Below are 23,930 nucleotides of genomic sequence, written 5' to 3'. Positions count from 1 at the left end.
AGGCTACAGGAGTGCGGTGAAATATGATATGGAATCGTTTCCATTCTCGGGGATTCGCCGCCAACAGAAAAACTCCTGCTGACGCAGGAGTTTTTGGCTATGACACTTTCTAATCATCTCCGGCGGCGGTCAGGGCACGGCTGCGGGCAGCCATGAGCTCCGCCCACTCCGCCTCCGTGAGCGGCCGGTCGAAGGAGCGCAGCTGCGCCAGCCGGAAGCCCAGCTCCTCTGCCCACTGGCGGATCTGCCGGATCATGGGCAGGTTGAGGTCGGTGCCGATGGAGGTGTCGCGGAAGTGGTGCATCAGGCCCAGGATCATCGTCTCGGCCATGCAGGCGTAGGCGAGCCCCTGCTCAAAGCCGAAGTTCCAGCCCAGGTCGGGCCGGCCGGGCACCTCCACCACCCCGCCGTCGATCACCAGCACGTCGGGCCGGGCCTCCCTCACGGCCCGCGACACGTTGGGCGGGCGGGAGATGTCGCAAACGGCGGCGCCGAACTTCAGGTTCTCCGGCGTCACCAGGTCCTCCGCGCTGGAGGTGGCGGTGAGCACCAGGTCGGCCTCGGGGAGCGCCGCGTCGATGTCCGTCGTGATCCGCAGGGCGCCGGCCTCCTCCAGCGCCAGGACGAGGGGCTCGAAGGCTCCTGGACCCGCTGCGGCGTCCGCCGCGTCCGGCAGCGGCCCCATGGCCTGCAGCCGGTCGCCGATGGTGCCCGGAGCGAACTGGTGCCCCTCCCGGATGAGGTCCGCCAGGTGGGCCACGATGTCGCCGGCCACCTTCAGGAGCCGCCTGCGGCTGGCCTCGGGCCGCGCCGGGTTGCCGATGAGCACCAGCCGGCCCACGGCCTCGGCCAGCAGGATGGACGTGGCGCGGCCGATCGCGCCCGTGGCGCCGACCACGGCGAAGGCCGCGTCGGCGAGCCGGGTGCCCAGCCGCTCCACCGCCAGGTACATTGCCTCCACCGCCGAGACGACGGTGTACGAGTTGCCGGTGGTGAGGGGCACGCCCGGGTTCCGCAGGTGCAGGCCGCCGCGGGTGACCACCGAGGTGTACGCACCCAGCCCCACCAGCTGTGCGCCGCGCGCTTTTGCGATCTCCAGCGCGGCGCGCACCTCGGCGATGGCCTGGCTGTGGGGCATGGCCATGAGCTGGTCGGCGGTGCGGGGCACCACCACGAAGTCGACGAACACCCGGCGGCCGTTGGCCGCGGTGACCCGGCACGAGCCAGCCACGAAGGGCTCCAGCAGGTCATTGAACCGGTCGGACATCTCCGCGATCTCGGCCGTGCTGAAGACCTTGAACGACTCGTCCATCTCCGGGTAGTTGCGCCAGTCCACCGGGTGGACCAGGAAGGCCACCCGGCCCTCGCCGGGGTCGCCGCCGGGCTCGGGCAGCGGCTTCGGTTCCGGTGCGGGCAGCGTCTGCGGCCGGGACTCGACCCCCAGCAGGTGGGAGACCAGTTCGGCGGTGTTGCCCTCGGCCAGCGGGACCAGCATGCGCTCCACGGCGTCGATGGCCGCCTGGCACTGCTCCCGCGTGGCGATGAGGGGCGGCTCGATGCGGATGACGGCCGACCCGTTCAGGGTGGGCGCCACCCTGAGGCCGCAGACGTTCAGCAGGTAGGAGGAGACCACCGGCGTCAGGTTCTCCTGCTCCGCCAGCACCCCCAGCAGGCAGGTGCGGCCGTAGGTCGAGCGGTCGACGCCGATCTCCATCCCGAGCATGAAGCCGCGCCCGCGCACCCGCCGCAGCACGTGCGGGTACCGCTCCTGCAGCCGCTCCAGCCCCGCCTTCAGGAAGGCGCCATTCTCGGCCACCTGGCGGACCAGGGCCTGGTCGCCGCGGGTGAGCAGTTCGAGCGTGCGCAGGCCCACACGCGCGGCCAGGGTGTTTCCCGCAAACGTGGAGGAGTGCTTCATGGCGAACTCCTCGCTGTACGCCTCTTCCGTGGCGAGCATCGCGCCGATGGGCAAGAGGCCGCCGCCCAGGGCCTTCGCCAGGACCATGATGTCCGGCGTCACGCCCTCGGCCTCGCAGGCGAAGAGCCGGCCGGTGCGGCCCAGCCCGGTCTGGATCTCGTCGAGGATGAAGAGGACGCCGTGCCGGCGGCACGCTTCCTTCGCCGCGCGCAGGAAGCCGGGCGGCGGCTCCACGATGCCACCCTCCCCCTGAATCGGCTCCAGGATGAACGCGGCGAACTCCTCCCCCCGCTCGGCCAGCAGCCGCTCCAGGGCCTCCAGGTCGCCGTAGGGAATCTTCGCGAAGCCCGGCACGGGCGCGCCGAAGGCGTCCTGGTAGGCCGTGCGGTTCGTGGCGGAGAGCGCGCCCAGGGTCTTCCCATGGAAGGAGTTCTCGCAGGAGATGATGCCCATGCGCCCGGTGGCGGCCCGCGCGGCCTTGATGGCCGCCTCCACCGCCTCGGCCCCCGAGTTCGCGAACGTGACGTAGCGCAGCCCTTCCGGCGTGAGCTGAATCAGCCGCTCCGCCAGCTGCCCCGCCGCCTGAAGGGCCGACGGCTGCACGAACGAGGGCTCCCCGCTGGCCTCCACCTCATGAAGCGCCGCCCAGATGTCAGGCGGGTTGAAGCCGAAGGGCAGGGCGCCGTACGCCGCCACGAAGTCCAGGTAGCGGCGGCCTTCATCGTCGTAGAGGTAGCACCCCTCCCCCCGCACGAAGCGCTTATCCATGTTGATCGCTTCCAGCAGCCGCCCCAGGTGGGGGTTCACATATTCCGTAAACAGGTGCACGGGAATCCTCCTAGTGTTGGTTTCTGAATCCGGTTCAGTCCGCGGCCGAGTTGCCGCTCCTGGCCGCCGTGAACCGCTCCACCCGCGGGGTGAAGCCGATGCGGTCCAGCCAGTCTTCATAATCGGCCGGGCTCATCTCATCCGGGCCCGTGCCGGCGGCAGCCACAATCAGCCCTTCCATCAGGTTGGTGCCGAATGAGCGGCCCCCCAGGTTCGGCGTGGTGGTGACCAGGGTGGAGACCCCCACCTGCTTCATCCACTCGATGTCCGCAGGGGTGACGGTGTTGGTGAGGATGGTCTTCCCCTCCAGCCGGTCCGGCGCGTGGCGCCGGATGTAGAGCCAGTCGCCGGCGATGAGGTCCGCCCACTGGTAGTACTCGGCAAACTTGGGCTGGTAGCTCTCCTGCTTCGACCCGGTGGGGTAGAGCCAGGTGAAGGGCAGCTGGGTGATGATGGGCAGCAGGACGCGGGCCAGCACGTGGATGGTGCGGAAGCTGCGGATGGGAACCGAGAGGCCCAGCGCGAACATCAAATCGCCGAAGACGATGTCAGCCCCCAGCTCGTCCAGGGCCTCGGCCATGCCGAAGCGGTCCACCGAGGCGGTCATCAGCACCCGCTTGCCGCGCAGGGGCATCACGTTCTGGTCCACCCAGTGCACGGCCCTGCGTTCGAGGGTGTTTTTCAGCCCGGAGCCGTCCACGATGGGCGAGCGCACGGCTGCGGCCGCGATGCGCCGTGCGTCCCGGAAGGCATACCGCCGCCCGGCGGCGTGCACGTACAGGTCGATGCCGCCCATGCCGAAGGCGTCCACCTTGCCGTCCAGTTCCCGGATGAGGGCGATGGCCCTCTCAATGGATCCGTCGGTGCCGATGCGCTCCACCGTCACCTCCTCGCCCAGCACGGTGACGGTCGCGGCGGAGTTCCGCCGGGACGAGCCCAGGCTCACGCTGACGATGCGCTTCACGGGACATGCCTCCCTCGCACTCAGCCCTTCAGGCTGCGAATGAGGTTCCGGATCTTCTCGGGGCTGACGTACACGTCTTCCGTCATGGGTGAGCGCCCGATCTCGATGCCGATCACGTGGGGGCCGACCAGGGCCTCCACCATCTTCAGCCGTTCGTCCGACCCGATGAAGATGACGGCGTCGCACGCCCGGGCCCGGGCGATGAGGGCCATCACCTGGTTCAGCAGCTCCACGCCGTTCTGGCTGCGGGCAAAGTCGAGCCGCTCCTCGTCGGACATGAGCAGGATGAAGTCCACGCCTTCGGCGGTGGCCAGCTCGGTCAGCTCCGGGCCGTTCATGACGGGAAAGCCGACCAGGGCGATTTTCTTGCCCTTGCGCATCTCGCCCACCGACTCCAGGCGGGAGATGAGCGTGCGGTCCACGCCGAGGATCTCCGCGACCTCCTGCTGCGAGTGGCCCTGCACCCGCAGCTCGAGCATGCGGTCGACCATCCGGTAGATGCGTTCGGGATTGATGACCTTGTCGCCGATCCGGATGAGCTGCACGGCCCGCCACCTCCCCGTTGTGCACAAGATTGTGCTAGCGCCTATTGTACATTCTTGTGCACAGGCCCGCAAGCGATTCCTGGGCATAAGCGGAAGGGATGACCGGGCATCTTATCGAATAGAGGGGAATGATCTAACTGAAGAAGTCCCTGACTGTCACGGGGAGGAAAGGACGGATACCGGATGAAGGAGCTGTTTACGTGGCCCAACTGGGCGGTGTGGGTGATTCTCATTGCCGTCCTGGTCAGCCTGGTGATGAATTTCGTGCTGCTGAAGCGCGTGAATGACCTTCACACGAAGTACTTTGCGCCGCCGGTGCCCTACCGCAACCGCGACGAGCTGGAGGCGGCCTTCCGGGCCGGCGAGATCGACCGCGCGGAGTACGAACAGCTGAAGCGCAAGATCTCCTAAAGACATACAGGGGCGCAGCGCGACCCCGCCCCGGCGAATGCCGGGAGCGGGGTCGCTTTCGTTTGCGCGCCGGAGGCGCCGCCAAAGCGCGGCGCCTCTTCGGGTGCGCCTCCCCCTGGGGGTGGAGGGGCGTAGGGCCATGACCCCGGCTCGGCTGCGGGGTCTCCTCCCCATGTTTTCCCGCTGGGGCAGGTTCTATACACCGTCGCGGCTGTTTGCTAGGCAAGCCCGGGCAGAGCTTTGCGTTGTGCGTGCGGTTTTAACTGGTCGTTAACCAAAGGCTAACCAGACCAAAACCCCCGCACAACACCCGGGTGATAGCATCGGTATCGAGCTACGGAAGTACTCGGCCAAGAGCCAGCAGAGAAAGGGGATCGACACAGCCATGAAGCGGACTCTGATGACCACCGCTGCCGCTGCGGCCCTGCTCGCCATGCTGACCGCCTGCGGAGGCCAGTCGAACAATCCGGCCCCGTCCAACCAGGGCACCAGCAACCAGGCGCCGTCCAGCAGCGGCGGATCCACCAGCACCGAGCTCTCGGGCACCGTCACGCTCGACGGCTCCTCCACCGTGGGGCCCATCTCCATCGCCGTCGCGGAGGAGTTCCGCAAGGTGCATCCCAGGGTCGACGTCCCGGTGGGCATCTCCGGCTCCTCCGCCGGCCTGGGCAAGTTTGTGAAGCGCGAGGTCGACATCGCCAACGCTTCCCGGCCGATCAAGGAGAAGGAGCTCGAAGAGGCCAGGAACAACGGGCTCGACCCCATCGAGCTTCCGGTGGCCTACGACGGCCTGTCGGTCGTGGTCAACAAGGAGAACGACTTCCTGACCTGCATCACCACCGAGCAGCTCCACAAGATCTGGGGGCCTGAGTCTACCGTGACCCGGTGGAACGAGGTGGACCCGAGCTGGCCCGATGCGCCCATCAAGCTCTACGGCCCCGGCACCGCTTCCGGCACCTTCGAGTACTTCAACGAGATGGTCAACGGCAAGGGCGACGCGTCCCGGTCCGACTTCACCGCCTCAGAGGACGACAACGTGCTCGTGCAGGGCGTGGCGGGCGACAAGTACGCGATGGGCTACTTCGGCTACGCCTACTACGCCGAGAACAAGGACACCATGAAGGCCCTGGCCATCGACGCCGGCGACGGCTGCGTCGAGCCGACCGACGAAACCATCGCCGCCGGCTCCTACCCCTTCTCCCGTCTGATCTATATCTACCCCTCCAGGCAGGCCCTGGAGCGGCCCGAGGTCAAGGCGTTCGTCACCTTCTATATGGAGAATGCCGGGGAGCTCGCCGCCCAGGTCGGCTACACGCCGCTGCCTGAGAAGATGTACCAGGACAACCTGGCCAAGCTGAAGTAAACGGTCTCCCTTTCAGTGGCCGCGAGGTCCCGGGGAAGCGCCCGCTTCTCACCGGGACCTCCGGGCCGTTTCCCAAGTGCGTGACGAATCGTGCGGAGGTGGCATCATGTCTGCTACGACAGCGCAGCATCCCCCGGCCTCTGCCGCGGCGGCGCTGGCCCCGGACAGGCGCCGGGCGCGTCAGATCCGAAAGGAGCGTGCGATCGCGGGCCTGCTCCTGGCCGCCGGGCTGGTCTCTGTGGTGACCACAGTGGGCATCGTCCTCACCCTCTTCACCGAGACGGTGCACTTCTTCTCCCTCGTCTCGCTCCGGGAGTTCCTGACCGACAAGCTGTGGACCCCCACCTTCAGCCTCGCCCACTACGGCATCGCGCCGCTCGTGTCGGGCACCTTCATCATCGCCGGCGGCGCCGCGCTGGTGGCCGTACCCCTGGGCCTGGGCAGCGCCATTTACCTGAGCGAGTATGCCCCCGACCGGGTGCGGCGCACCTTGAAGCCGCTGCTGGAGCTGCTGGCCGGCATCCCCACCGTGGTGTACGGCTTCTTCGCCCTTACCTTCGTGACGCCCCTCCTGAAGAAGATCATCCCGGACATCGAGGTCTTCAACGCCCTGTCCGCCTTCATCACGGTGGGCATCATGATCACGCCGATGATCTGCTCAATGTCGGAGGACGCCATGCTGGCCGTCCCCCGGTCCCTCCGGGAGGCCGGTTTCGCCCTGGGGGCCACCCGGCTGGAGGTGGCCCTGAAGGTGGTGCTGCCGGCGGCCTTCTCCGGCGTCGTCTCCTCCGTCATCCTGGCCGTCTCCCGGGCCATCGGCGAGACGATGATCGTGGCCCTCGCCGCGGGCTCCACCCCGAAACTCACCCTGAACCCGCTGGAGTCGATTCAGACGATGACCGGCTACATCGCCCAGGTGGCGCAGGGCGACCTCGAGATCGGCTCGGCCGCCTACACCTCGATGTACGCCGTCGGCATGGCCCTTTTCCTCATCACGCTGGCGATGAACCTGCTCGCCCGGGCCCTCGGCCGCCGCTACCAGGAGGGAGAGCGCGCATGAACGACATCGCTGCCCGCAGGCGCCGCAGGCGCCGGATGGATGCCGCCTCGCACTGGCTCTTTCTGCTGGCGATCGTCGTCGCCCTGGCCGTGCTGGCCATCCTGCTCTGGGACCTGCTCTCGACGGGGCTGCCCCGGCTCAGCTGGTCCTTCCTCACCAGCCACGCTTCCCGCTTCGCCGACAGGACCGGCATCCTTGCCCCGCTGGTGGGCTCCTTCTACGTCATCGTGCTCACCGCGGCCTTTGCACTGCCCGTCGGCGTCGCGACCGCCGTCTTCCTGGAGTTCTACGCCGAGGGCGACCGCCCATCGCCCCTGCGCCAGAGCCTGACGCAGTTCCTGAAGCTCAACATCGACAACCTGGCCGGCGTGCCCTCCATCGTCTACGGCCTATTCGGCCTGGCCTTCTTCGTCCGCTGGATGCAGCTAGGCCGGTCGATCCTGGCCGCCGCCCTCACCCTGGCCCTCATGGTGCTGCCGGTGATCATCGTGAACACCCGGGAGGCGATCCGGGCCGTGCCCCCCTCCCTGGCCCACGGGGCGTACGCCCTGGGCGCCAGCAAGACACAGGTGATCTTCACGGTCATCCTGCCGGCGGCGCTGGGGGGCATCCTCACCGCCACCATCCTCTCGGTCTCCCGCGCCCTGGGCGAGTCCGCCCCGCTGCTGGCGGTGGGCGCCTGGGTGTACGTCACCAGCCTGCCCAGGACCCCGCTCGACAGCTTCACCGTGCTGCCGGTGCAGATCTACTACTGGGCCGGCATGCCGCAGAAGGCCTTCCAGGAGGTCGCCTCGGCCGGCATCCTCGTGCTGCTGGCGCTCCTCCTGAGCCTCAACGGCATCGCCATCTGGCTCAGGAACAAATACCAGAAGAAAGCGGAGTGGTAGCATGGCCGTCGTCCTGGCAAGCCCGGCTGTACAGGACTCTCGCGCGGGCGGCTTCGTCGTCCGGAACCTCGACCTCTTCTACGGCGCCCACCAGGCGCTGCATCAGATCAGCATGACGATACCCGAGCGAGCCGTGACCGCCATCATCGGCCCCTCCGGCTGCGGCAAGTCGACCTTCCTGCGCTGCCTCAACCGGATGACCGACCTGGTGCCCGACGCCCGCATCCAGGGCCACGTCAGCTTCCGGGGCGAGGACCTCTACGCCCCCGGGGCCGACCCCATGGCGATCCGCTACCGCATCGGGATGATCTTCCAGAAGCCCAACCCCTTCCCCAAGTCCATCTACGAGAACGTCGCCTTCGGGCCCCGCATCAACGGGTACGAAGGCGACCTGGACGACATCGTGGAGGCCTCGCTCCGGCGGGCGGCGCTGTGGGACGAGGTGAAGGACCGGCTGCGGCAGCCCGCCCTGGCCCTCTCGGGGGGCCAGCAGCAGCGGCTCTGCATCGCCCGTGCCCTCGCGGTGAACCCCGAAGTGCTGCTGATGGACGAGCCGACCTCGGCCCTGGATCCCATCGCCACCGGCAAGATCGAGGAGCTGATGACCAGCCTGAAACAGGAGTACACCATCGTGCTGGTCACCCACAGCATGCAGCAGGCCGCCCGGGTCTCCGACTGCACGGCCTTCTTCTTGGACGGCCGCCTGGTGGAAATGGATCGGACGGAGCGGATCTTCTCCGCCCCGTCCGACAGGCGCACGGAAGACTATATCACGGGCCGCTTCGGCTGATTTACTCCCCGGTGTAGTAGAAGCCGTCGTCCGGCAGGCCGCCGCCGATGATCTCGGGGTTCAGCTCCGCCAGCTTCGTGAAGTAGAACTCCACGTCCTCCCGGGCCTCGGCCGCCGGGACGAACCGGAACGGCGTGCGGTCCAGCGAGCGCTCGATGACCGGCGCCTTCAGCCCGTGCAGATAAGGCTCACCCAACCTCGCCGCATCGGCGGGGTTTTCCTGTATCCAGGCGACGGAGGCCTGCAGCCCCTCCTGGATGGCCGCGATGACCTCGGGATGGCCCTCGATCACGTCCGTCACGGCGATGGTGCCCAGCTGCGGGATGGCCGGCTCCCGACCGGTCACCCGGCCCCACTCCTGCCTCAGCTCGAAGAGCTCCCGCACCGGGATCCCCTTCTGCTTGCCCTGCAGGATCGCGGCGGACGCCACGGGCTCGGGCAGCACCACGGCGTCGGCCTTGCCGGCCAGCAGCATCTGCAGCGCCTCGGGGGCGGCCGAGACGTAGTTCAGGTCCATCTCCTCCTCCGGGACGCCGGCCAGGTGCGCGACGGTCCGGAAGATCAGGTCGGGCGAGTCACCCTTGAAGGGGATGTAGACCGTACGGCCCCTCAGGTCCTCCCAGCCGCTGATGTCGGGGTCGGCCGTCAGCACCGAAAGGTGGCCCCACACGACCACGTTCAGCAGCTTGACCGGCAGCCCCTTCTGGTACAGGTTGGCGGCCACGTAGGTGGGCACCACGGCCACCTGCACCGCCCCCTTCACCATGTCGGCCCGCAGCTGGTCCAGGTTCTGGAAAGCCTGGAACTCCACCGCGGGGACCAGGTCGGTCAGCCCCTCCTGTGTGGCCAGGTGAGCCAGCAGGATGGAGGGCGGGGCGGCGGGCGCCTGCAGGATGAGCTGCTCAAGCGGCGCCGCGGCCGGTGCGGGGTCAGTGCCCTCGGACGGGGTCTCCTCGGCGGCCGGCGGCGTCTGCGGCTGGTTGACGGGCGGGCTTTCTGCCCCCGGCCGGGCGCAGCCGAAGAGCAGGCCGAGGGCCAGCAGACAGGCGATCAGCCTGGGAAGGGTAGATCGTGTGACGCGCATAGGGCATTCCTCCTAGTCGGGATAAGCTGCGGACACTTGCGGCCAGATCGCGGCCACGGTGCGGTGGACGTAGGCGTCGGCATCGGTGCGCGGGGTGCGCCCCAGCGGCACCCGGGCGATGATGCGGCCCGGCGCGGGCGAGAGCGCGATCAGCTCGTCGCCGATCCGGACGGCCTCGGTGAGGTCGTGGGTGACGAAGAGCGCGGCCACCTGCCGTTCGGCCAGCAGGTCCAGCAGCAGCCGCTGCATGTCCGCCCGCAGGCCGGGGTCCAGTGCGCCGAAGGGCTCGTCCAGCAGGAGCAGGTCAGGCTCGATCGCCAGGGCCCGGCCCAGGGCCACCCGCTGGCGCATCCCGCCGCTCAGCTCGTGGGGGTACTTGTCCGCGGCGCCGGCGAGGCCGAGCCGCTCGATGAGCGCCGAGGCCACCCGGCGCTGCTCGGCAGCGGAGGCGCCGGCCGCCTTCAGCCCGAAAGCGATGTTCTGCCAGGCCGTCCGCCACGGCAGGAGGCGCGGCTCCTGAAACACGTAGGCCGGGCGGCGAAACCGGTTCTCCACCCGCCCCCGGGACGGGGCGATGAGGCCGGACGCGATCTGCAGGAGGGTCGTCTTCCCGCAGCCGGAGCGGCCCACGATGGCGAGCACCTGGCCCGGCCCCAGCCGGAGGTCGATGTCCGCCAGAACCGGGTGGCCGCCGTAGGCGTGGCCGACGCCCGTCATGGTCAGCACTCAGCCCCCACCTCCTTCCCGGCCCCGCTGCCAGGGCTCCAGCCTGCGCTTCAGCGGCCGGAGCAGCAGGTTCTCCATGGCCAGCAAGAGGATCACCACCACGGCGATCCAGGCGAACATGCCGGCCACGTTGAGGCCCACGCGCGCCGCGCCGAGCCCGGCGCCCATCCCCGTGCGGCTGCCGGCCATCAGCTCGGCGAGCAGCGCCACCTTCCAGGCCAGGCCGAGCCCGGAGACCAGCGCGGGGAACAGATAGGAGAGCAGGTGGGGCAGGTAGACGTCGGTCACCAGCATCCGCCGGGGGGTGCGGAAGACGGTGGCCATCTCGATCAGGCCGCGGTCGACGGCGCGGGTGCCCTCCAGCGCCGCGGCGAAAATGATCGGCAGCACGGCCACCGTAATGGTGAAGACGGGGGCCGAGCTGTTGGCGTCGAACCAGAGCAGGGCCACGATGATCAGGGCCACCGGGGGCACGCCCTGAATCGCGGTGACCACCGGCGCCAGGGCCTGCCGGAGGGGCGGCAGCAGCCCCGCGATCAGGCCGCTCACGCCGCCCAGCAGGACGGCCAGGCCGAAGCCCGCCAGGGTGCGAACGGTGGTCACGGCCACCGCGGAGAGCAGCGCGCCCTGCCGCCACAGGCGAACCATCTCCCGGGCAACGTCCACCGGCGTGGGCACCGCCCAGGGCGGGTACTGGAGCGCGATCAGGTGCCAGAGGGCCAGGCTCGCGCCGATGCCGAGCAGCCCCCACCCCAGAGCCGCTGTCCGCCTCCCCACACGGTCACCTCCCGACGTTTGTTCGCCCCTTCACATTCCGCCAAGAAAATTGTAGCGCACCGCCGCGCAGGGCTCCAGAGCCGTTCCGAAATGGAGCCCTTAGGGCGATGCGCGAATGTACCAGAGGAACGCCCGGGACTAGGGCGGGCAGCCGAGTTCCTCAGACGGCCATCTCCTGCCAGCGCCCGCGCGTGAACCGAATCCAGAAGAGCCCCAGCCGCACGACCCAGTCGCACGCGGCCGCGATCCAGGCGCCGAAGAGCCCCCAGCCGAAGATGTCGATCATCACGTAGGCCAGGCTGAGCCGCACGGCCCAGCTGCCCAGCAGGGTGATGGCCGCCGCCGCGCGCGTGTCGCCGGCGCCCTGGAGGCCACCGTTCAGCACGAGGACCAGCCCCATGGGGATGTCCGCCAGGGCCGCGACCCGCAGGGCCATGGTGCCCAGCGCGATCACCTGCTCATCTGTGGTGAAGATGCGCATGTAGAACCCCGGGACCAGGAGGAAGCTGGCCGCCACCGCCAGCGTGAAGATGCCGCCCACGCGCAGGCCTTCGAGCATGGCGAGGCGCGCCCGCTCGGGGTTCTGCGCCCCCAGCGACTGGCCGATGAGCGTGGCCGTGCTGGTGCCGAGGCCGAAGGCCACCAGCCAGATCAGGTCCTCGGTGACGTAGGCGATCTGCTGGGTGGCAATCGCGATGGTGCCCAGCCGGTTGATGAGGATGGCATAGACGATCATCGACAGGGTGGCCGCCGTCCGCTCCACCGCCGAGGGGCTGGCCACCCGCACGATGCGCACGGCCAGGTTGGAACTGAACCGCCAGAGGGTGCGCCACCTGAGCGCGACGGGTCCCTGCCGCCGGAAAAGCACGACCAGGAGCCCCAGCGCACCGACGAAGCGGGCGATGGAGGTGGCCAGCGCGGCGCCAACCACACCCAGGGCGGGGAAGCCGAGGTGGCCGAAGATGAGCAGCCAGTCCAGCGCCACGTTTACCACATTGACCAGGAGGGCCAGCCGCATCGGGACGCGGGTCTCGCCCACAGCGCGCAGCGCCGCGGACATGGTGATGAACCAGTAGTGGCCGATCAGCCCCGGCACGAGGATCTGCAGGTAACGCACGCCGTAGGGGTGCACATCGGGCGGTGCGCCCATCCCCGTCACGATCCGCGCTGCGCCGAAGTAGAGCCCGGCCCCGAGCAGCAGGGCGAGGCCAAGCCCCAGCCAGGACGCGGTGCTGGCGGCCCGCTCCACGCCCTGGTCGTCGCCCGCTCCCTTCAGGCGGGACACCAGGGCGATGACGCCTACGCCCAGCGCGCCCGCCAAGCCGAACGTGAGCCAGAGCGGCTGGGTGACCACGCCCACCGCGGCCACGGCGTACGCGCCGACACGGCCGACAAAGGCCATGTCGATCATCTGCGTGGCCAGGCTGAGCAGCTGCTCCATGGCCGTCGGCCACGCGAGGTGGATGAGATCGCGGCGAACCTGCTGGCGCACGTTGCTCTCTCCTTTTCCGTCGTGTGCTTCGAAGTGGTTGTCCGGTCGTTTGGCGCGATGGCGGAGGCACAGAGAAACGACCACCGTAAACACGGTGGTCATGCAAGGCGAGTCGCATGGCTCGCAGGCGAACCTTTGTCGTCTGGAGCGTTACGTTACCATAACACGAGCTCCTCTGCGTGTCAAGCGCATGGGAAGCCCCCGAGAGGCGCCTGGCGCACTCTCGGGGGCACGCGCACCCGCTAGGGGTTGTTCCTCACCTGCTCAGCGCTGACCGAGAAGGTGACGGATTCCGCGCTGGTGGCCTGGAAGTCGTTGTTCGTATCGAGCGGCAGGCTGACCTCGAACGTGAGGGTGAGGATGTCGCCCGGATCCAGCTCGATGGCCGGCCCGGCGAAGGGCTTGCCGCCCGGAGCCAGGAACTCGTTCAGCGGACCGGCGGCCACCTCGAAGCCAAACTCGTCCGTGACCCTTACGTAGAGCTGTTCGACCAGCGTCGCATCGGCATCGTCGGGCATCGAGGCGGAGATGTTCGTCATACGGGCGGCCAGGGTGCCGACGTTCTGAATCTCAAACCAGCGCTTCTGGGAGTCGCCCGGCGCCCACTCGCCGGTCGGGTTCAGCCCCTGGTCGCCGCCCAGGTAGAACATCGGCCCCTCGGCAGTGTCGCCGCCCCCGCGCCGGCCGTCCAGCCTCAGCGTTCCGGCCACGAAGTCTCCCGATGCCGGGGCCGACTGATCCGAGAGCAGGGCGAAGGTTGCGCCGCCCACGCCAAAGACCGCGATGGTGACGCCGGTCGCCAGCCATAGAATCTGCCTCTTCATCCGCGCTCCCCCCCTATTCGAGCGTGATCGTCTTCTGCACCTGCAGCTTCCGGTTCACGTAGATCTGCACGGTCACCTGATCGCCAGAGCTGAGGCCGTAACGCTGCGGGTCGAAGTCGACCAGGTAGTAGCCGTCCTCGAAGGTGAGGCCGCCGCCATTCAGCACGAACGAGGTGATGACGGCCCCGGTCGCCGCGTCGAGGATGCGCACCATCGCGGAGGGGTTCTCGCCCGGCTCGCCGTTGACCAGCCACTGGAACTGGATGACGAACCCTTCAGCCGGCTGCACGTCCTCGAAGTCCGGATCGAAGGCGACCTCCGACAGCTCGTCCACTACCGTGACGAAGGCGTCGTGGATGGTGATGTTGTAGTTGGGCAGCCGCCCCTCGGGGTCGTCGAAGCGGACCGTGATCCGGTAGTTGCCCACGGGCGACGCCGCGGTGGCTGCGGTGGCGTACCGGACCTCGACCAGCTCCTCATCGCCGGCGACGAAGCCGGTGACCGTACCGGTCAGCTCCGGATTCTCGGTGCCGACCATCCGGGTGACGGAGTTGGGCGTGACCACGAGCTCAGCCTTCTTGATCGGGATGACCAGGTCCGCAAACGAGGGTGCGGAGTTCTCGTCACCGGTGAACTGAGCCCGCAGGATGCAGTCTCCCGCGATCAGCGGGGTGACCGTGGCCGTGCCGTTCTCGGTGTCGCCGACCTCGCAGATATCCTGCGTGAGGGAGCCGATGATGGCCCGCTCGTTCTCGGCGGTGACGGTGAAGGGCGCATCGCCGTACGTCACCTCGTCCGGCCACTCGACGAAGCCGGTGTTGGCAGGCACGGCGTTGATGCCCACCACCTGGGCACGGTTGCCCTTGGCGTTGAGGTTGTGCAGCAGCAGGATGCCCTTGGAGCCGTTCGCCTCGTAGCCGGATGCGTTGTAGAGGACCGGGACGGCATAGTCAGGCTGCGCGATCCAGGTGGGCTGGCCCGTGTAGTAACCAGCGTAGGTGAAGTCCAGGCCGGGGTTGGCGATGTCGTAGTGGTACCACGGCGTCTCATCGATCACACCGTACCGCCAGTGCTCGGCAATCACACGCCACTGGAAGCTGGTGTTCGTGCTGGTCAGGCCCATCTCATCCGCCCAGGCGGACAGGATCATGACGTTGTTGTTGAACATGCCCGACTGGATTGTGGGGTCCAGACCGTTGGCCGCGACGTAGCAGCCAAAGTCGGTGCAGGCGAGCGGGATGTCGGTGGCTTCGACGGAGTTGCCGACTCGGACCGCGGCCCGGTCGTTCTCCAGGGTGTAGATCGCGTTGCTGCCCTCAGGCCGCACCTGGACCTTGTACATGACTTCCTGCGCAAAGGTGGACCAGTCAGCATGGGCGACGATGCCGAAGTAGAGCTCACTCAAATCCAGAGGGAGTCCCCAGGAGGCAACGGCGAGCGAGTCTGTGGTCACGCCGGCATACTGGATCACGGCCGAGATGGCGCTGGCGCCGATGCCGGCAGCCTTGTCGAGGCTGTCCACGGTGCCGACGTGCTGAAGCTCAAACGGCGTGACGATGGAGGTATAGTCATAGACGGATGTGCCGGTGTCGAGGCCGGTGCCGGTCATGTACAGCGCGTCGAACTCGAGGTCACCGGTGAACGTGAGGCTCTCCTGTTCCATCCGGATGTCCGCCGCCGGGCGGGCGGTGACGTAGACAGGAACCCGCAAGGTCGCCCTGGCGCCGGGGGCGTTGTTGATCGGCTTCAGGAGGATCACGCCGCTGTGTTCCGGGAGCCACACGCGATCGTAGCCGTATTGGGTCTCGGCGACGGTCGGGTCGTGGGTGGCCCGCATCTGTGAAGCGTCAGCGGTCAGCCGCACCCGGAAGGTGGCGGACCCGCCTGCCGGCACCGTCACGTCACCGTCGGGGAAGCTGTAGGTCAGTCCGGGAATCTCGGCGAACATGTCGACGCTCGGGCGGTAGGTCACCGTGCGGTTGCTGTGGTTCACGACCTTGACCCGCCGCTCGAAGGTGGCGCTGCCCACCACCTCCACAGCGCCGAAGGAGACGCTGACGGCGCCGGGATCATCGGCGCTGTAGGCGATGACCTCCTGATCGATCGCCGCAGCCACATCCACACGGCCGGCGCCCGCACGGCTCTGGCCGACCCGGTCGGCGACTTCATTGTGGGTGATGTCATGGCCGGCGGTGTTCATGGCCAGGGCCTTGATCTCTTCCACCGTCCAGTCGGGATTCTTCTCCCGGAGGAGGGCCAGCACACCCGCCATGTGCGGCGTGGCCATGGAGGTGCCGTTGTAGGATGCGCCCAGCGACCCGGTGCCCGACAGCGCCGAGTAGATGGTGAATCCGGGCGCTGCGATGTCAGGCTTCAGCCCGTTGCCGATGGCGGGACCGCGGGAGCTGAAGTCGGCGATCGTGTCGTTCCGCTCAGGCGTTTCCATCTTTCCTGCGCCGAGCAGTTCGCTGCTCAGGGTTGCGACCACCCCGTTGTCCAGCTCAGACTTGATGGCTTCCGCCGCATCGCTGATGGTCAGAATGCTGGGAATGGCGGCGTTGCCGGCGATCGCCACGGTGAGGTAGGGGGTGGGCTCCGCCATGATGATGCCGACCGCACCGGCGGCAGCGGCGTTGTCGGCGCGGGCCGCCGAACCGCAGGGGAAGGTGTCATAGCCGGCCGGCACCCAGTCGACGAGGACGATCTTGCCCTCCAGCGCCCCCGCAGGCCACGCGCTGCACCCGCCGGGGTTGGCCGGGTCATAGACGACCGGCGCCGTGACCGGCGCTTCCATGCCGGCCCAGTCGAAGCTCTGGCCGACCGTGCCCGGATACAGGCCCGCGATGGAGTCCGGCGAATCGATCCGGAACATGTCCACCACTTCCATCGCATCGACCTGGGCCGCAACGGTGACGGCACGGGTCGCGGAACCCGGGCTGCTCATGATGTAGTAGACGTCTCCGCTGTTGCCCGCAGCGACCGCAAGCAGCACACCGGCCAGGGCGGCGTTGTTGACCGCGCGGACAGTGGGATCGTCAGGACCGCCGAAGAGCGAGCCCAGGGAGAGGTTGGCCACGTCCATCCGGTCGGAGTAGTCACCATCGCCGTTGGGGTCGACGACCCAGTCCAGCGCCTGAACCGTGAGGCCGGTGCTGCCACTGCAGCCGAAGACCCGCAGGGCGTACAGCTCCGCCATCGGCGCCACGCCGGGGCCGATGCGCATGGAATCCAGAGGAATGCTGTCGTCATAAGGCCCCTGGTAAGTAGTGCCATCCGCATTCACGCCGTAGCCGCCGATGGTTCCCGCCACGTGGGTGCCGTGACCGCCGCCCAGGTGCGCAGGGCAGTCAAGCGGGTTCGGGTCCGGCCGCGGCGTGTTCCTTCTGGGATCGTCGGAGCTGGCATCATAGTCGTCGCCGGCGAAGTCCCAGCCCCCCGCCACCTTCACGTTGGGGAAGTACTCGTTCAGCTCCGTCGTGTCCAGTTCGTAAGCCTCCGGGGTACCGGGGCCGCCAAAGTTGGTATGCAGATAGTCAATACCGCTGTCGATCACGGCGACCTTAATGCCTTCACCAAGGACGCCGTAGCTCTCCCACACCTCGGGCGCTCCGATAAGCGGCACGCTGCCGAAGTGGGCGCGTTCGTGGAGTTCCATCACCGTAACGGACTTGACCCCGGGGATCCGGCGAATCTGCTCCGCCCCGGCCTCATCCGTGCGCACCGCGATGCCGTTCAGCACGTTCTTGACCCGGTACAGGACCTCGACGTTGCCCTGGCTGCCCCTCACCGACCGCATCTGCTGGATCACGTTCCGCTGTGCGGATTCGATGCTCCTCAGGTGCTCCCGGGTCGCGTTGGTCAGGCTCTGCGCGCGCAGGCCCTGCTGGCGAGCCTGAACCTGCAGTTCGACTCCGGAGGGCGCTTCGAGTTCGACGAAGTACTGGCGCACGCCCTCTGGCCGGATCAGCCGCTCAAGGCGGTCGCCCCTCTCCAGCTGACGCTCTGCCTTCGTCTCGGCCTTCGTGGAAAAGCGTTCTGCGATCGGAACGTCCAGCTCCGGCCGCTCGGGCGGATCCAGCGAATTGGCCAACGCCAAGCCCGAGCCGACAGAGAGCAGCATCGAGGCCGTCACCACGCTGGACAGCAGCCTCTTCCCTACACCCATTCAATACCCCCCTGTTCGTGATAGACTAGGGTTCGGCGAAAGTTTATACTGTTTATTCTCCCTTTTCAATCACCCGCTGGAAAATTCACCCATGCGGGTGAGCCGGTGCCAGGTTGCCCGGTCCGGGGCGGGAGCCGAGTACAGCACAGGGCAAGGTCTTGCGGGTGTTTTGCGAAACGCGTCCAGGTGTAAGTAGACAAGCCATGTTCACCCGTACGGAGTAAACCGTAATGCTGAGCGTTGACCAGAAGAAAGCCGGAGACCAGCGCTGCGCACGCGGATCTCCGGCTGTAGGGCTCGGATAAAGACAAAGACCACCGCTGTGATTGCGGTGGTCTCCAAACTAGTTTGGGCAGCGACCTATTCTCCCCCTTGCGGAGTACCTTCGGCCCTGGAGGGCTTAACTTCCGTGTTCGGTATGGGAACGGGTGATCCCCTCCGGTATCGCCACCCAAAAACGCTGAGGTCTTACCCTCAAAACTGTACAGTGAGGCGTCTGCAGGGGGCGCAGCCCCCGAAGACGCCCGGCGCCAGCAGGTGCTGCGCAGCAGCACCCCTGTATACGCCGACATGCTTTGCGAAATCAAGCCCTCGGCCGATTAGTACCGGTCTGCTCCACGACTTACGCCGCTTCCACTCCCGGCCTATCTACCTGGTCATCTTCCAGGGGCCTTACTCCCTTCACGGGATGGGAGATCTCATCTTCGGGTCGGCTTCGCACTTAGATGCTTTCAGCGCTTATCCGTTCCGGCCTTGGCTACCCAGCGGTGCCCCTGGCGGGACAACTGGTACACCAGCGGGCCGTCCACCCCGGTCCTCTCGTACTAGGGGCAGATCCCGTCAAATCTCCTGCGCCTGCGATGGATAGGGACCGAACTGTCTCACGACGTTCTGAACCCAGCTCGCGTACCGCTTTAATCGGCGAACAGCCGAACCCTTCGGACCGACTTCAGCCCGAGGATGCGATGAGCCGACATCGAGGTGCCAAACCTCCCCGTCGATGTGGACTCTTGGGGGAGATCAGCCTGTTATCCCCAGGGTAGCTTTTATCCGTTGAGCGACGGCCCTTCCACTCGGTACCGCCGGATCACTAAGCCCGTCTTTCGACCCTGCTCGACCTGTCTGTCTCGCAGTCAAGCCCGCTTCTGCCTTTACACTCCCCGGATGATTTCCAACCATCCTGAGCGGACCTTTGGGCGCCTCCGTTACCTTTTGGGAGGCGACCGCCCCAGTCAAACTGCCCACCTGGCACGGTCCACTACCCCGATCCAGGGGTCCGTGTTAGAACTCCGATGCTGCGAGGGTGGTATCCCAACGGCGCCTCCACTGAATCTGGCGACCCAGTTTCCAAGGCTCCCACCTATCCTGTACACGCACCACCAAAGTCCAATGCCAAGCTACAGTAAAGCTCCATGGGGTCTTTCTGTCCAATCGCAGGTAACCTGCATCTTCACAGGTATTTCAATTTCACCGGGTCCCTCGCTGAGACAGCGCCCAAGTCGTTACGCCATTCGTGCGGGTCGGAACTTACCCGACAAGGAATTTCGCTACCTTAGGACCGTTATAGTTACGGCCGCCGTTTACTGGGGCTTCGGTTCAAAGCTTCGGCCTTGCGGCCTGACCTCTCCCCTTAACCTTCCAGCACCGGGCAGGCGTCAGCCAGTATACGTCGCCTTCCGGCTTAGCACTGACCTGTGTTTGTGGTAAACAGTCGCTTGGGCCTCTCCTCTGCAACCTCCCCCAGCTTTGAGGCGTCTCTCCTCTCACCAGGGAAGGCCATCCTTCTCCCGAAGTTACGGATGCATTTTGCCGAGTTCCTTAGCGAGGGTTCTCCCGCGCACCTGAGGATTCTCTCCCCGCCTACCTGTGTCGGTTTGCGGTACGGGCACCCCGGGTCTCCCTAGCGGCTTTTCTCGGCAGTGTGGCGTCAGGGGCTTCCCTACTTCAATTCGGTCGGCGTCACGGCTCACGTTTAGTCCGACGGACTTCCCTGCCGGACCACGCTTCCCGCTTACCCCGGCACGACCAACGGCCGGGTCCCCCTAGCCTCCTGCGTCCCCGCATCGGTCAAGCGACCCGTAGGTGGTACAGGAATGTCGACCTGTTTCCCATCGCCTACGCCATTCGGCCTCGGCTTAGGTCCCGACTGACCCTGAGCGGACGAGCCTTGCTCAGGAATCCTTAGGCTTTCGGTGGACAGGATTCTCACCTGTCTTTTCGCTACTCATACCGGCATTCTCACTTCCATGCAGTCCACATGTCCTTCCGGTCATGCTTCTGCCCGCATGGAACGCTCCCCTACCGCGTGAGCAGTGAGATGTGAGTAGTGAGTAGTGGGTCACTGCAGTCTTTGCATCAATCTCGTTGGCAGACCCCAACGCAATCCGCAAAAGTGTCGGAAGTCAGCGGCTGAATCGCGCCGACCGAATCCCTCGGCGATGTTCGCCGGGATGGACACGGCCGCTCGACGCAACTGCTGTCCCAACTCAAACTGTTCGTGGGCCGGAAATCTACGGGTCAGCCGGTGCACCGTCAGCGCCAGTTCGTAGCCCTGCTGGTACACCCGCAGATCCTGAAAACTCCGGACCCCACTCACTGCTCACCACTCACCTCTCACCGCTCACACCCGCAGCTTCGGTGTCCTGCTTAGCCCCGAGTATTTATGGCGCAGCGTCATTCGACCAGTGAGCTATTACGCACTCTTTCAATGATGGCTGCTTCTAAGCCAACATCCTGGTTGTCTCTACAACGCCACATCCTTGACCACTTAGCAGGAACTTGGGGACCTTAGCTGGCGGTCTGGGCTCTTTCCCTCTCGACGACGGACCTTAGCGCTCGCCGTCTGACTGCCGGCCATACTTGCTGGCATTCGGAGTTTGACTGAGTTCGGTAACCGGTGTAGGCCCCTAGCCCAATCAGTGCTCTACCTCCAGCAAGCTCACATGCCGACGCTAGCCCTAAAGCTATTTCGGGGAGAACCAGCTATCTCCCGGTTCGTTTGGCTTTTCACCCCTATCCACAGCTCATCCGGTAGCTTTTCAACGCTAATCGGTTCGGGCCTCCACGGGGTCTTACCCCCGCTTCACCCTGGCCATGGATAGATCACCGGGTTTCGGGTCTACAGCCACTGACTACGCCCTCTTCAGACTCGCTTTCGCTTCGGCTCCGGGCCTGAGGCCCTTAACCATGCCAGTGACCGTAACTCGCCGGTTCATTCTGCAAAAGGCACGCACTCACGCTCATATGGCGCTCGTACTGCTTGTAGGCACACGGTTTCAGGGTCTCTTTCACTCCGCTCCCGCGGTGCTTTTCACCTTTCCCTCACGGTACTGGTTCACTATCGGTCGCCAGGCGTATTTAGCCTTGGAGGGTGGTCCCCCCGGATTCCCACGGGATTCCTCGTGTCCCGTGGTACTTGGGATCCGCCTTGTGGCCCCTCGCCTTTCGCCTACAGGGCTTTTACCTTCTGTGGCCGGCCTTTCCAGACCGGTTCGGCTAGACTCCGGGCATCGCATTCTCGGCGTCCCGCAACCCCAGCGCCGATTGCTCGGCACTGGTTTAGGCTCCTCCCCGTTCGCTCGCCGCTACTGAGGGAATCTCGGTTGATTTCTTTTCCTCGTCCTACTGAGATGTTTCAGTTCGGACGGTGCCCTCCGCACAGCCTATGGATTCAGCTGTGGGTGACTGGCCATTACGCCAGCCGGGTTGCCCCATTCGGAGATCCCCGGATCTACGCCTGCTTGCGGCTCCCCGAGGCTTATCGCAGCTTTCCGCGTCCTTCGTCGGCACCTGGCGCCAAGGCATCCACCGTGTGCCCTTCCTAGCTTGATTTCGCTAAGAATCGCATGTTCACTGTGCAGTTTTCAAGGTACGACGCTGCTACAGCATGAGCCCGAGCCGGGCCGTGACTGCTCACTGCCCACCCCTCACCGCTCGCTGCCCAGCAGACCCGGAGTTATGAGTATAACGGCTCCGCCGCTCACCCACAACCCACAAGTCCTGGAAATTGAGGCGTTCATAGAAGTAGCCGCCGTTGAGTCTGCAAATCGTGGGCCACAGCCATTCAGCCAGCAGCCCACTGCTCACCGCTCAACGAGCAGCTTACCGATCAGCGAGCCTGATCTGCTGCAGCTCTCACTGCCCACAGCTCACAGCCCACCGCTCATCTTCTCGAACCCTCAAAACTAAACAGTGCAGAATCGGCCCGCCAAACGGCCGTCAGTTCCCCTCATCCCGTTTTGATGGGCTGAGTATCGACCTGGGAGTCTTCCCCCTGCTCAGGGGGAAAGCTCCTTAGAAAGGAGGTGATCCAGCCGCACCTTCCGATACGGCTACCTTGTTACGACTTCACCCCAGTCACCAGCCCCACCTTCGGCGGCTGCCTCCCCTTGCGGGGTTAGCTCACCGACTTCGGGTGTTGCCAGCTCCCATGGTGTGACGGGCGGTGTGTACAAGGCCCGGGAACGCATTCACCGCGGCATGCTGATCCGCGATTACTAGCAACTCCGACTTCACGCAGGCGAGTTGCAGCCTGCGATCCGAACTGAGACCGCCTTTCAGCGATTGCCTCCCCCTCGCGGGTTCGGGGCGCTCTGTGACGGCCATTGTAGCACGTGTGTAGCCCAGGACATAAGGGGCATGATGATTTGACGTCATCCCCACCTTCCTCCGGTTTGTCACCGGCAGTCTCGCATGAGTCCCCACCTTTACGTGCTGGCAACATGCGACAGGGGTTGCGCTCGTTGCGGGACTTAACCCAACATCTCACGACACGAGCTGACGACAACCATGCACCACCTGTCTCGCCGTTCTCCCGAAGGAGCACTCCCGCATTTCTGCAGGATTCGGCGGATGTCAAGCCCTGGTAAGGTTCTACGCGTTGCTTCGAATTAAACCACATGCTCCGCTGCTTGTGCGGGCCCCCGTCAATTCCTTTGAGTTTCAGCCTTGCGGCCGTACTCCCCAGGCGGAGTGCTTATTGCGTTAACTACTGCACGAGGGGGGTCGATACCCCTCACACATAGCACTCATCGTTTACGGCTAGGACTACCAGGGTATCTAATCCTGTTTGCTCCCCTAGCTTTCGCGCCTCAGCGTCAGTTACTCCCCAGGCAGCCGCCTTCGCCACTGGTGTTCCTCCCGATCTCTACGCATTTCACTGCTACACCGGGAATTCCACTGCCCTCTAGAGCACTCAAGCCCATCAGTTTCAGAGGCACGCCCGGGGTTGAGCCCCGGAGTTTCACCCCTGACTTAACAGGCCGCCTACACGCCCTTTACGCCCAGTAATTCCGGACAACGCTCGCCCCCTACGTATTACCGCGGCTGCTGGCACGTAGTTAGCCGGGGCTTCCTCGCCTGCTACCGTCAAACCCTGCCCATTTCCTGACAGGGCCCTTCTTCGCAGGCAACAGAGCTTTACAACCCGAAGGCCTTCCTCGCTCACGCGGCGTTGCTGCATCAGCCTTTCGGCCATTGTGCAAAATTCCCGACTGCTGCCTCCCGTAGGAGTCTGGGCCGTGTCTCAGTCCCAGTGTGGCCGGTCGCCCTCTCAGGCCGGCTACCCATCGTCGCCTTGGTGAGCCGTTACCTCACCAACTAGCTAATGGGCCGCGGACCCCTCCTCTGCCAGCGCCAATCGCTCTAGCGCCTTTTCTCCCAGCCCCATGCGAGGCCGTGAGCTTATCCGGTATTAGCAGGCCTTTCGGCCTGTTATCCCAGAGCAAAGGGCAGGTTATCCACGTGTTACTCACCCGTCCGCCGCTAGGCTTTGAGGCCGAAGCCTCAAAGCCCCGCTCGACTTGCATGTCTTAGGCACGCCGCCAGCGTTCGTCCTGAGCCAGGATCAAACTCTCCGTGGAAAAGTTCGATTGGCTCGATTGAAGTACTCGGCTCGCTTGGCTTTTCCTCTTCTGCACTGTCTAGTTTTCAAGGTTCGAGACCGCCGCTGCCGTCAGGCGACAGCTTTATCAGTTTAGCAAGCTCTCGGCTTCGTGTCAACCGGCCAGTTCGTTCCAGCCGTTCGTTTCCACCGGAAGCTTCCGGCCCGGCCGCTCCGGCCGAGCCCGCCGCCAACCGGCGGCAAGAAGTCATTCT

General features: G+C 66.0%; 14 protein-coding genes and 3 rRNA genes. 5 read left to right on the top strand and 12 right to left on the bottom strand.

What is annotated here, in order from left to right; all coding sequences use genetic code 11:
* Positions 1–109: 109 nt before the first annotated feature.
* The 3 genes from ACZ45O_RS00085 to ACZ45O_RS00075 are packed head-to-tail and all read right to left on the bottom strand — an operon-like array spanning position 110 to position 4,255.
* A complete protein-coding gene (locus ACZ45O_RS00085) occupies positions 110–2,746 on the bottom strand; it encodes an aminotransferase class III-fold pyridoxal phosphate-dependent enzyme (protein ID WP_464854939.1) in 2,637 nt (878 codons plus the stop codon).
* Positions 2,747–2,780: 34 nt separating this feature from the next.
* Entirely contained in the window at positions 2,781–3,710 is a 930-nt protein-coding gene (locus tag ACZ45O_RS00080; RefSeq protein ID WP_464854938.1) for a quinate 5-dehydrogenase, read from the bottom strand.
* A gap of 20 nt (positions 3,711–3,730) precedes the next feature.
* The gene (locus tag ACZ45O_RS00075) at positions 3,731–4,255 is read right to left on the bottom strand and encodes a transcriptional regulator (RefSeq protein ID WP_464854937.1); all 525 of its coding nucleotides are present in this window, start codon (positions 4,253–4,255) and stop codon (positions 3,731–3,733) included.
* 183 nt (positions 4,256–4,438) lie between these two features.
* Here ACZ45O_RS00075 and ACZ45O_RS00070 point away from each other — a divergent pair, with 183 nt between their 5' ends.
* From ACZ45O_RS00070 to pstB, 5 genes are all read left to right on the top strand, one after another.
* On the top strand, positions 4,439–4,666 hold the full coding sequence (locus tag ACZ45O_RS00070) for an SHOCT domain-containing protein (protein WP_464854936.1): 228 nt from the start codon (positions 4,439–4,441) through the stop codon (positions 4,664–4,666).
* 385 nt (positions 4,667–5,051) lie between these two features.
* Positions 5,052–6,029: a PstS family phosphate ABC transporter substrate-binding protein gene (locus ACZ45O_RS00065; protein ID WP_464854935.1), complete on the top strand. Its 978-nt coding sequence runs from the start codon at positions 5,052–5,054 to the stop codon at positions 6,027–6,029.
* A 106-nt stretch (positions 6,030–6,135) separates the two neighbouring features.
* Positions 6,136–7,089, top strand: a complete 954-nt coding sequence (gene pstC / locus ACZ45O_RS00060; RefSeq protein WP_464854934.1) for a phosphate ABC transporter permease subunit PstC — start codon at positions 6,136–6,138, stop codon at positions 7,087–7,089.
* Positions 7,086–7,976, top strand: coding sequence for a phosphate ABC transporter permease PstA (gene pstA, locus ACZ45O_RS00055; protein ID WP_464854933.1), 891 nt, complete (start codon positions 7,086–7,088; stop codon positions 7,974–7,976). The genes pstC and pstA overlap by 4 nt, the downstream gene beginning before the upstream one ends.
* A gap of 1 nt (position 7,977) precedes the next feature.
* Positions 7,978–8,766 (top strand): phosphate ABC transporter ATP-binding protein PstB, encoded by a 789-nt coding sequence (gene pstB, locus ACZ45O_RS00050; protein ID WP_464854932.1) that lies wholly within the window; start codon positions 7,978–7,980, stop codon positions 8,764–8,766.
* A 1-nt stretch (position 8,767) separates the two neighbouring features.
* Here the strand turns inward: pstB and ACZ45O_RS00045 are convergent, their stop codons facing one another.
* The 9 genes from ACZ45O_RS00045 to ACZ45O_RS00005 all read right to left on the bottom strand — a co-directional run bounded on the left by ACZ45O_RS00045 (position 8,768) and on the right by ACZ45O_RS00005 (position 23,695).
* Positions 8,768–9,850, bottom strand: a complete 1,083-nt coding sequence (locus tag ACZ45O_RS00045) for an ABC transporter substrate-binding protein (RefSeq protein WP_464854931.1) — start codon at positions 9,848–9,850, stop codon at positions 8,768–8,770.
* 12 nt (positions 9,851–9,862) lie between these two features.
* Entirely contained in the window at positions 9,863–10,567 is a 705-nt protein-coding gene (locus ACZ45O_RS00040; protein ID WP_464857594.1) for an ABC transporter ATP-binding protein, read from the bottom strand.
* Between the two features lie 9 nt (positions 10,568–10,576).
* On the bottom strand, positions 10,577–11,353 hold the full coding sequence (locus tag ACZ45O_RS00035) for an ABC transporter permease (RefSeq protein ID WP_464854930.1): 777 nt from the start codon (positions 11,351–11,353) through the stop codon (positions 10,577–10,579).
* Positions 11,354–11,513: 160 nt separating this feature from the next.
* Positions 11,514–12,845 (bottom strand): MATE family efflux transporter, encoded by a 1,332-nt coding sequence (locus ACZ45O_RS00030; protein WP_464854929.1) that lies wholly within the window; start codon positions 12,843–12,845, stop codon positions 11,514–11,516.
* Between the two features lie 242 nt (positions 12,846–13,087).
* The gene (locus tag ACZ45O_RS00025; RefSeq protein ID WP_464854928.1) at positions 13,088–13,669 is read right to left on the bottom strand and encodes a hypothetical protein; all 582 of its coding nucleotides are present in this window, start codon (positions 13,667–13,669) and stop codon (positions 13,088–13,090) included.
* Positions 13,670–13,682: 13 nt separating this feature from the next.
* Positions 13,683–17,834 carry a S8 family serine peptidase gene (locus ACZ45O_RS00020; protein WP_464854927.1) on the bottom strand — a complete coding sequence of 1,384 codons (4,152 nt, stop codon included), beginning with the start codon at positions 17,832–17,834 and terminating at the stop codon, positions 13,683–13,685.
* A 347-nt stretch (positions 17,835–18,181) separates the two neighbouring features.
* A 5S ribosomal RNA gene (rrf, locus tag ACZ45O_RS00015) occupies positions 18,182–18,289 on the bottom strand.
* 124 nt (positions 18,290–18,413) lie between these two features.
* Positions 18,414–21,665: ribosomal RNA gene (locus tag ACZ45O_RS00010) — 23S ribosomal RNA — on the bottom strand.
* A gap of 466 nt (positions 21,666–22,131) precedes the next feature.
* Positions 22,132–23,695, bottom strand: a 16S ribosomal RNA gene (locus ACZ45O_RS00005).
* Together the 16S, 23S and 5S rRNA genes form the textbook arrangement of a ribosomal RNA operon.
* Positions 23,696–23,930: the final 235 nt, after the last annotated feature.

Source organism: Symbiobacterium turbinis, from assembly GCF_055383075.1.
The sequence above is the reverse complement of the archived record's forward strand: the minus strand, read 5'-3'. Positions and strand labels throughout refer to the sequence as shown.

Bases quoted from the DNA above. Each gene is read 5' to 3' on its own strand.
- pstC (WP_464854934.1), top strand. From the start codon at position 6,136: ATGTCTGCTACGACAGCGCAGCATCCCCCGGCCTCTGCCGCGGCGGCG.
- ACZ45O_RS00020 (WP_464854927.1), bottom strand. From the start codon at position 17,834: ATGGGTGTAGGGAAGAGGCTGCTGTCCAGCGTGGTGACGGCCTCGATG.
- ACZ45O_RS00065 (WP_464854935.1), top strand. From the start codon at position 5,052: ATGAAGCGGACTCTGATGACCACCGCTGCCGCTGCGGCCCTGCTCGCC.
- ACZ45O_RS00025 (WP_464854928.1), bottom strand. From the start codon at position 13,669: ATGAAGAGGCAGATTCTATGGCTGGCGACCGGCGTCACCATCGCGGTC.
- pstA (WP_464854933.1), top strand. From the start codon at position 7,086: ATGAACGACATCGCTGCCCGCAGGCGCCGCAGGCGCCGGATGGATGCC.
- pstB (WP_464854932.1), top strand. From the start codon at position 7,978: ATGGCCGTCGTCCTGGCAAGCCCGGCTGTACAGGACTCTCGCGCGGGC.
- ACZ45O_RS00045 (WP_464854931.1), bottom strand. From the start codon at position 9,850: ATGCGCGTCACACGATCTACCCTTCCCAGGCTGATCGCCTGTCTGCTG.
- ACZ45O_RS00070 (WP_464854936.1), top strand. From the start codon at position 4,439: ATGAAGGAGCTGTTTACGTGGCCCAACTGGGCGGTGTGGGTGATTCTC.
- ACZ45O_RS00040 (WP_464857594.1), bottom strand. From the start codon at position 10,567: ATGACGGGCGTCGGCCACGCCTACGGCGGCCACCCGGTTCTGGCGGAC.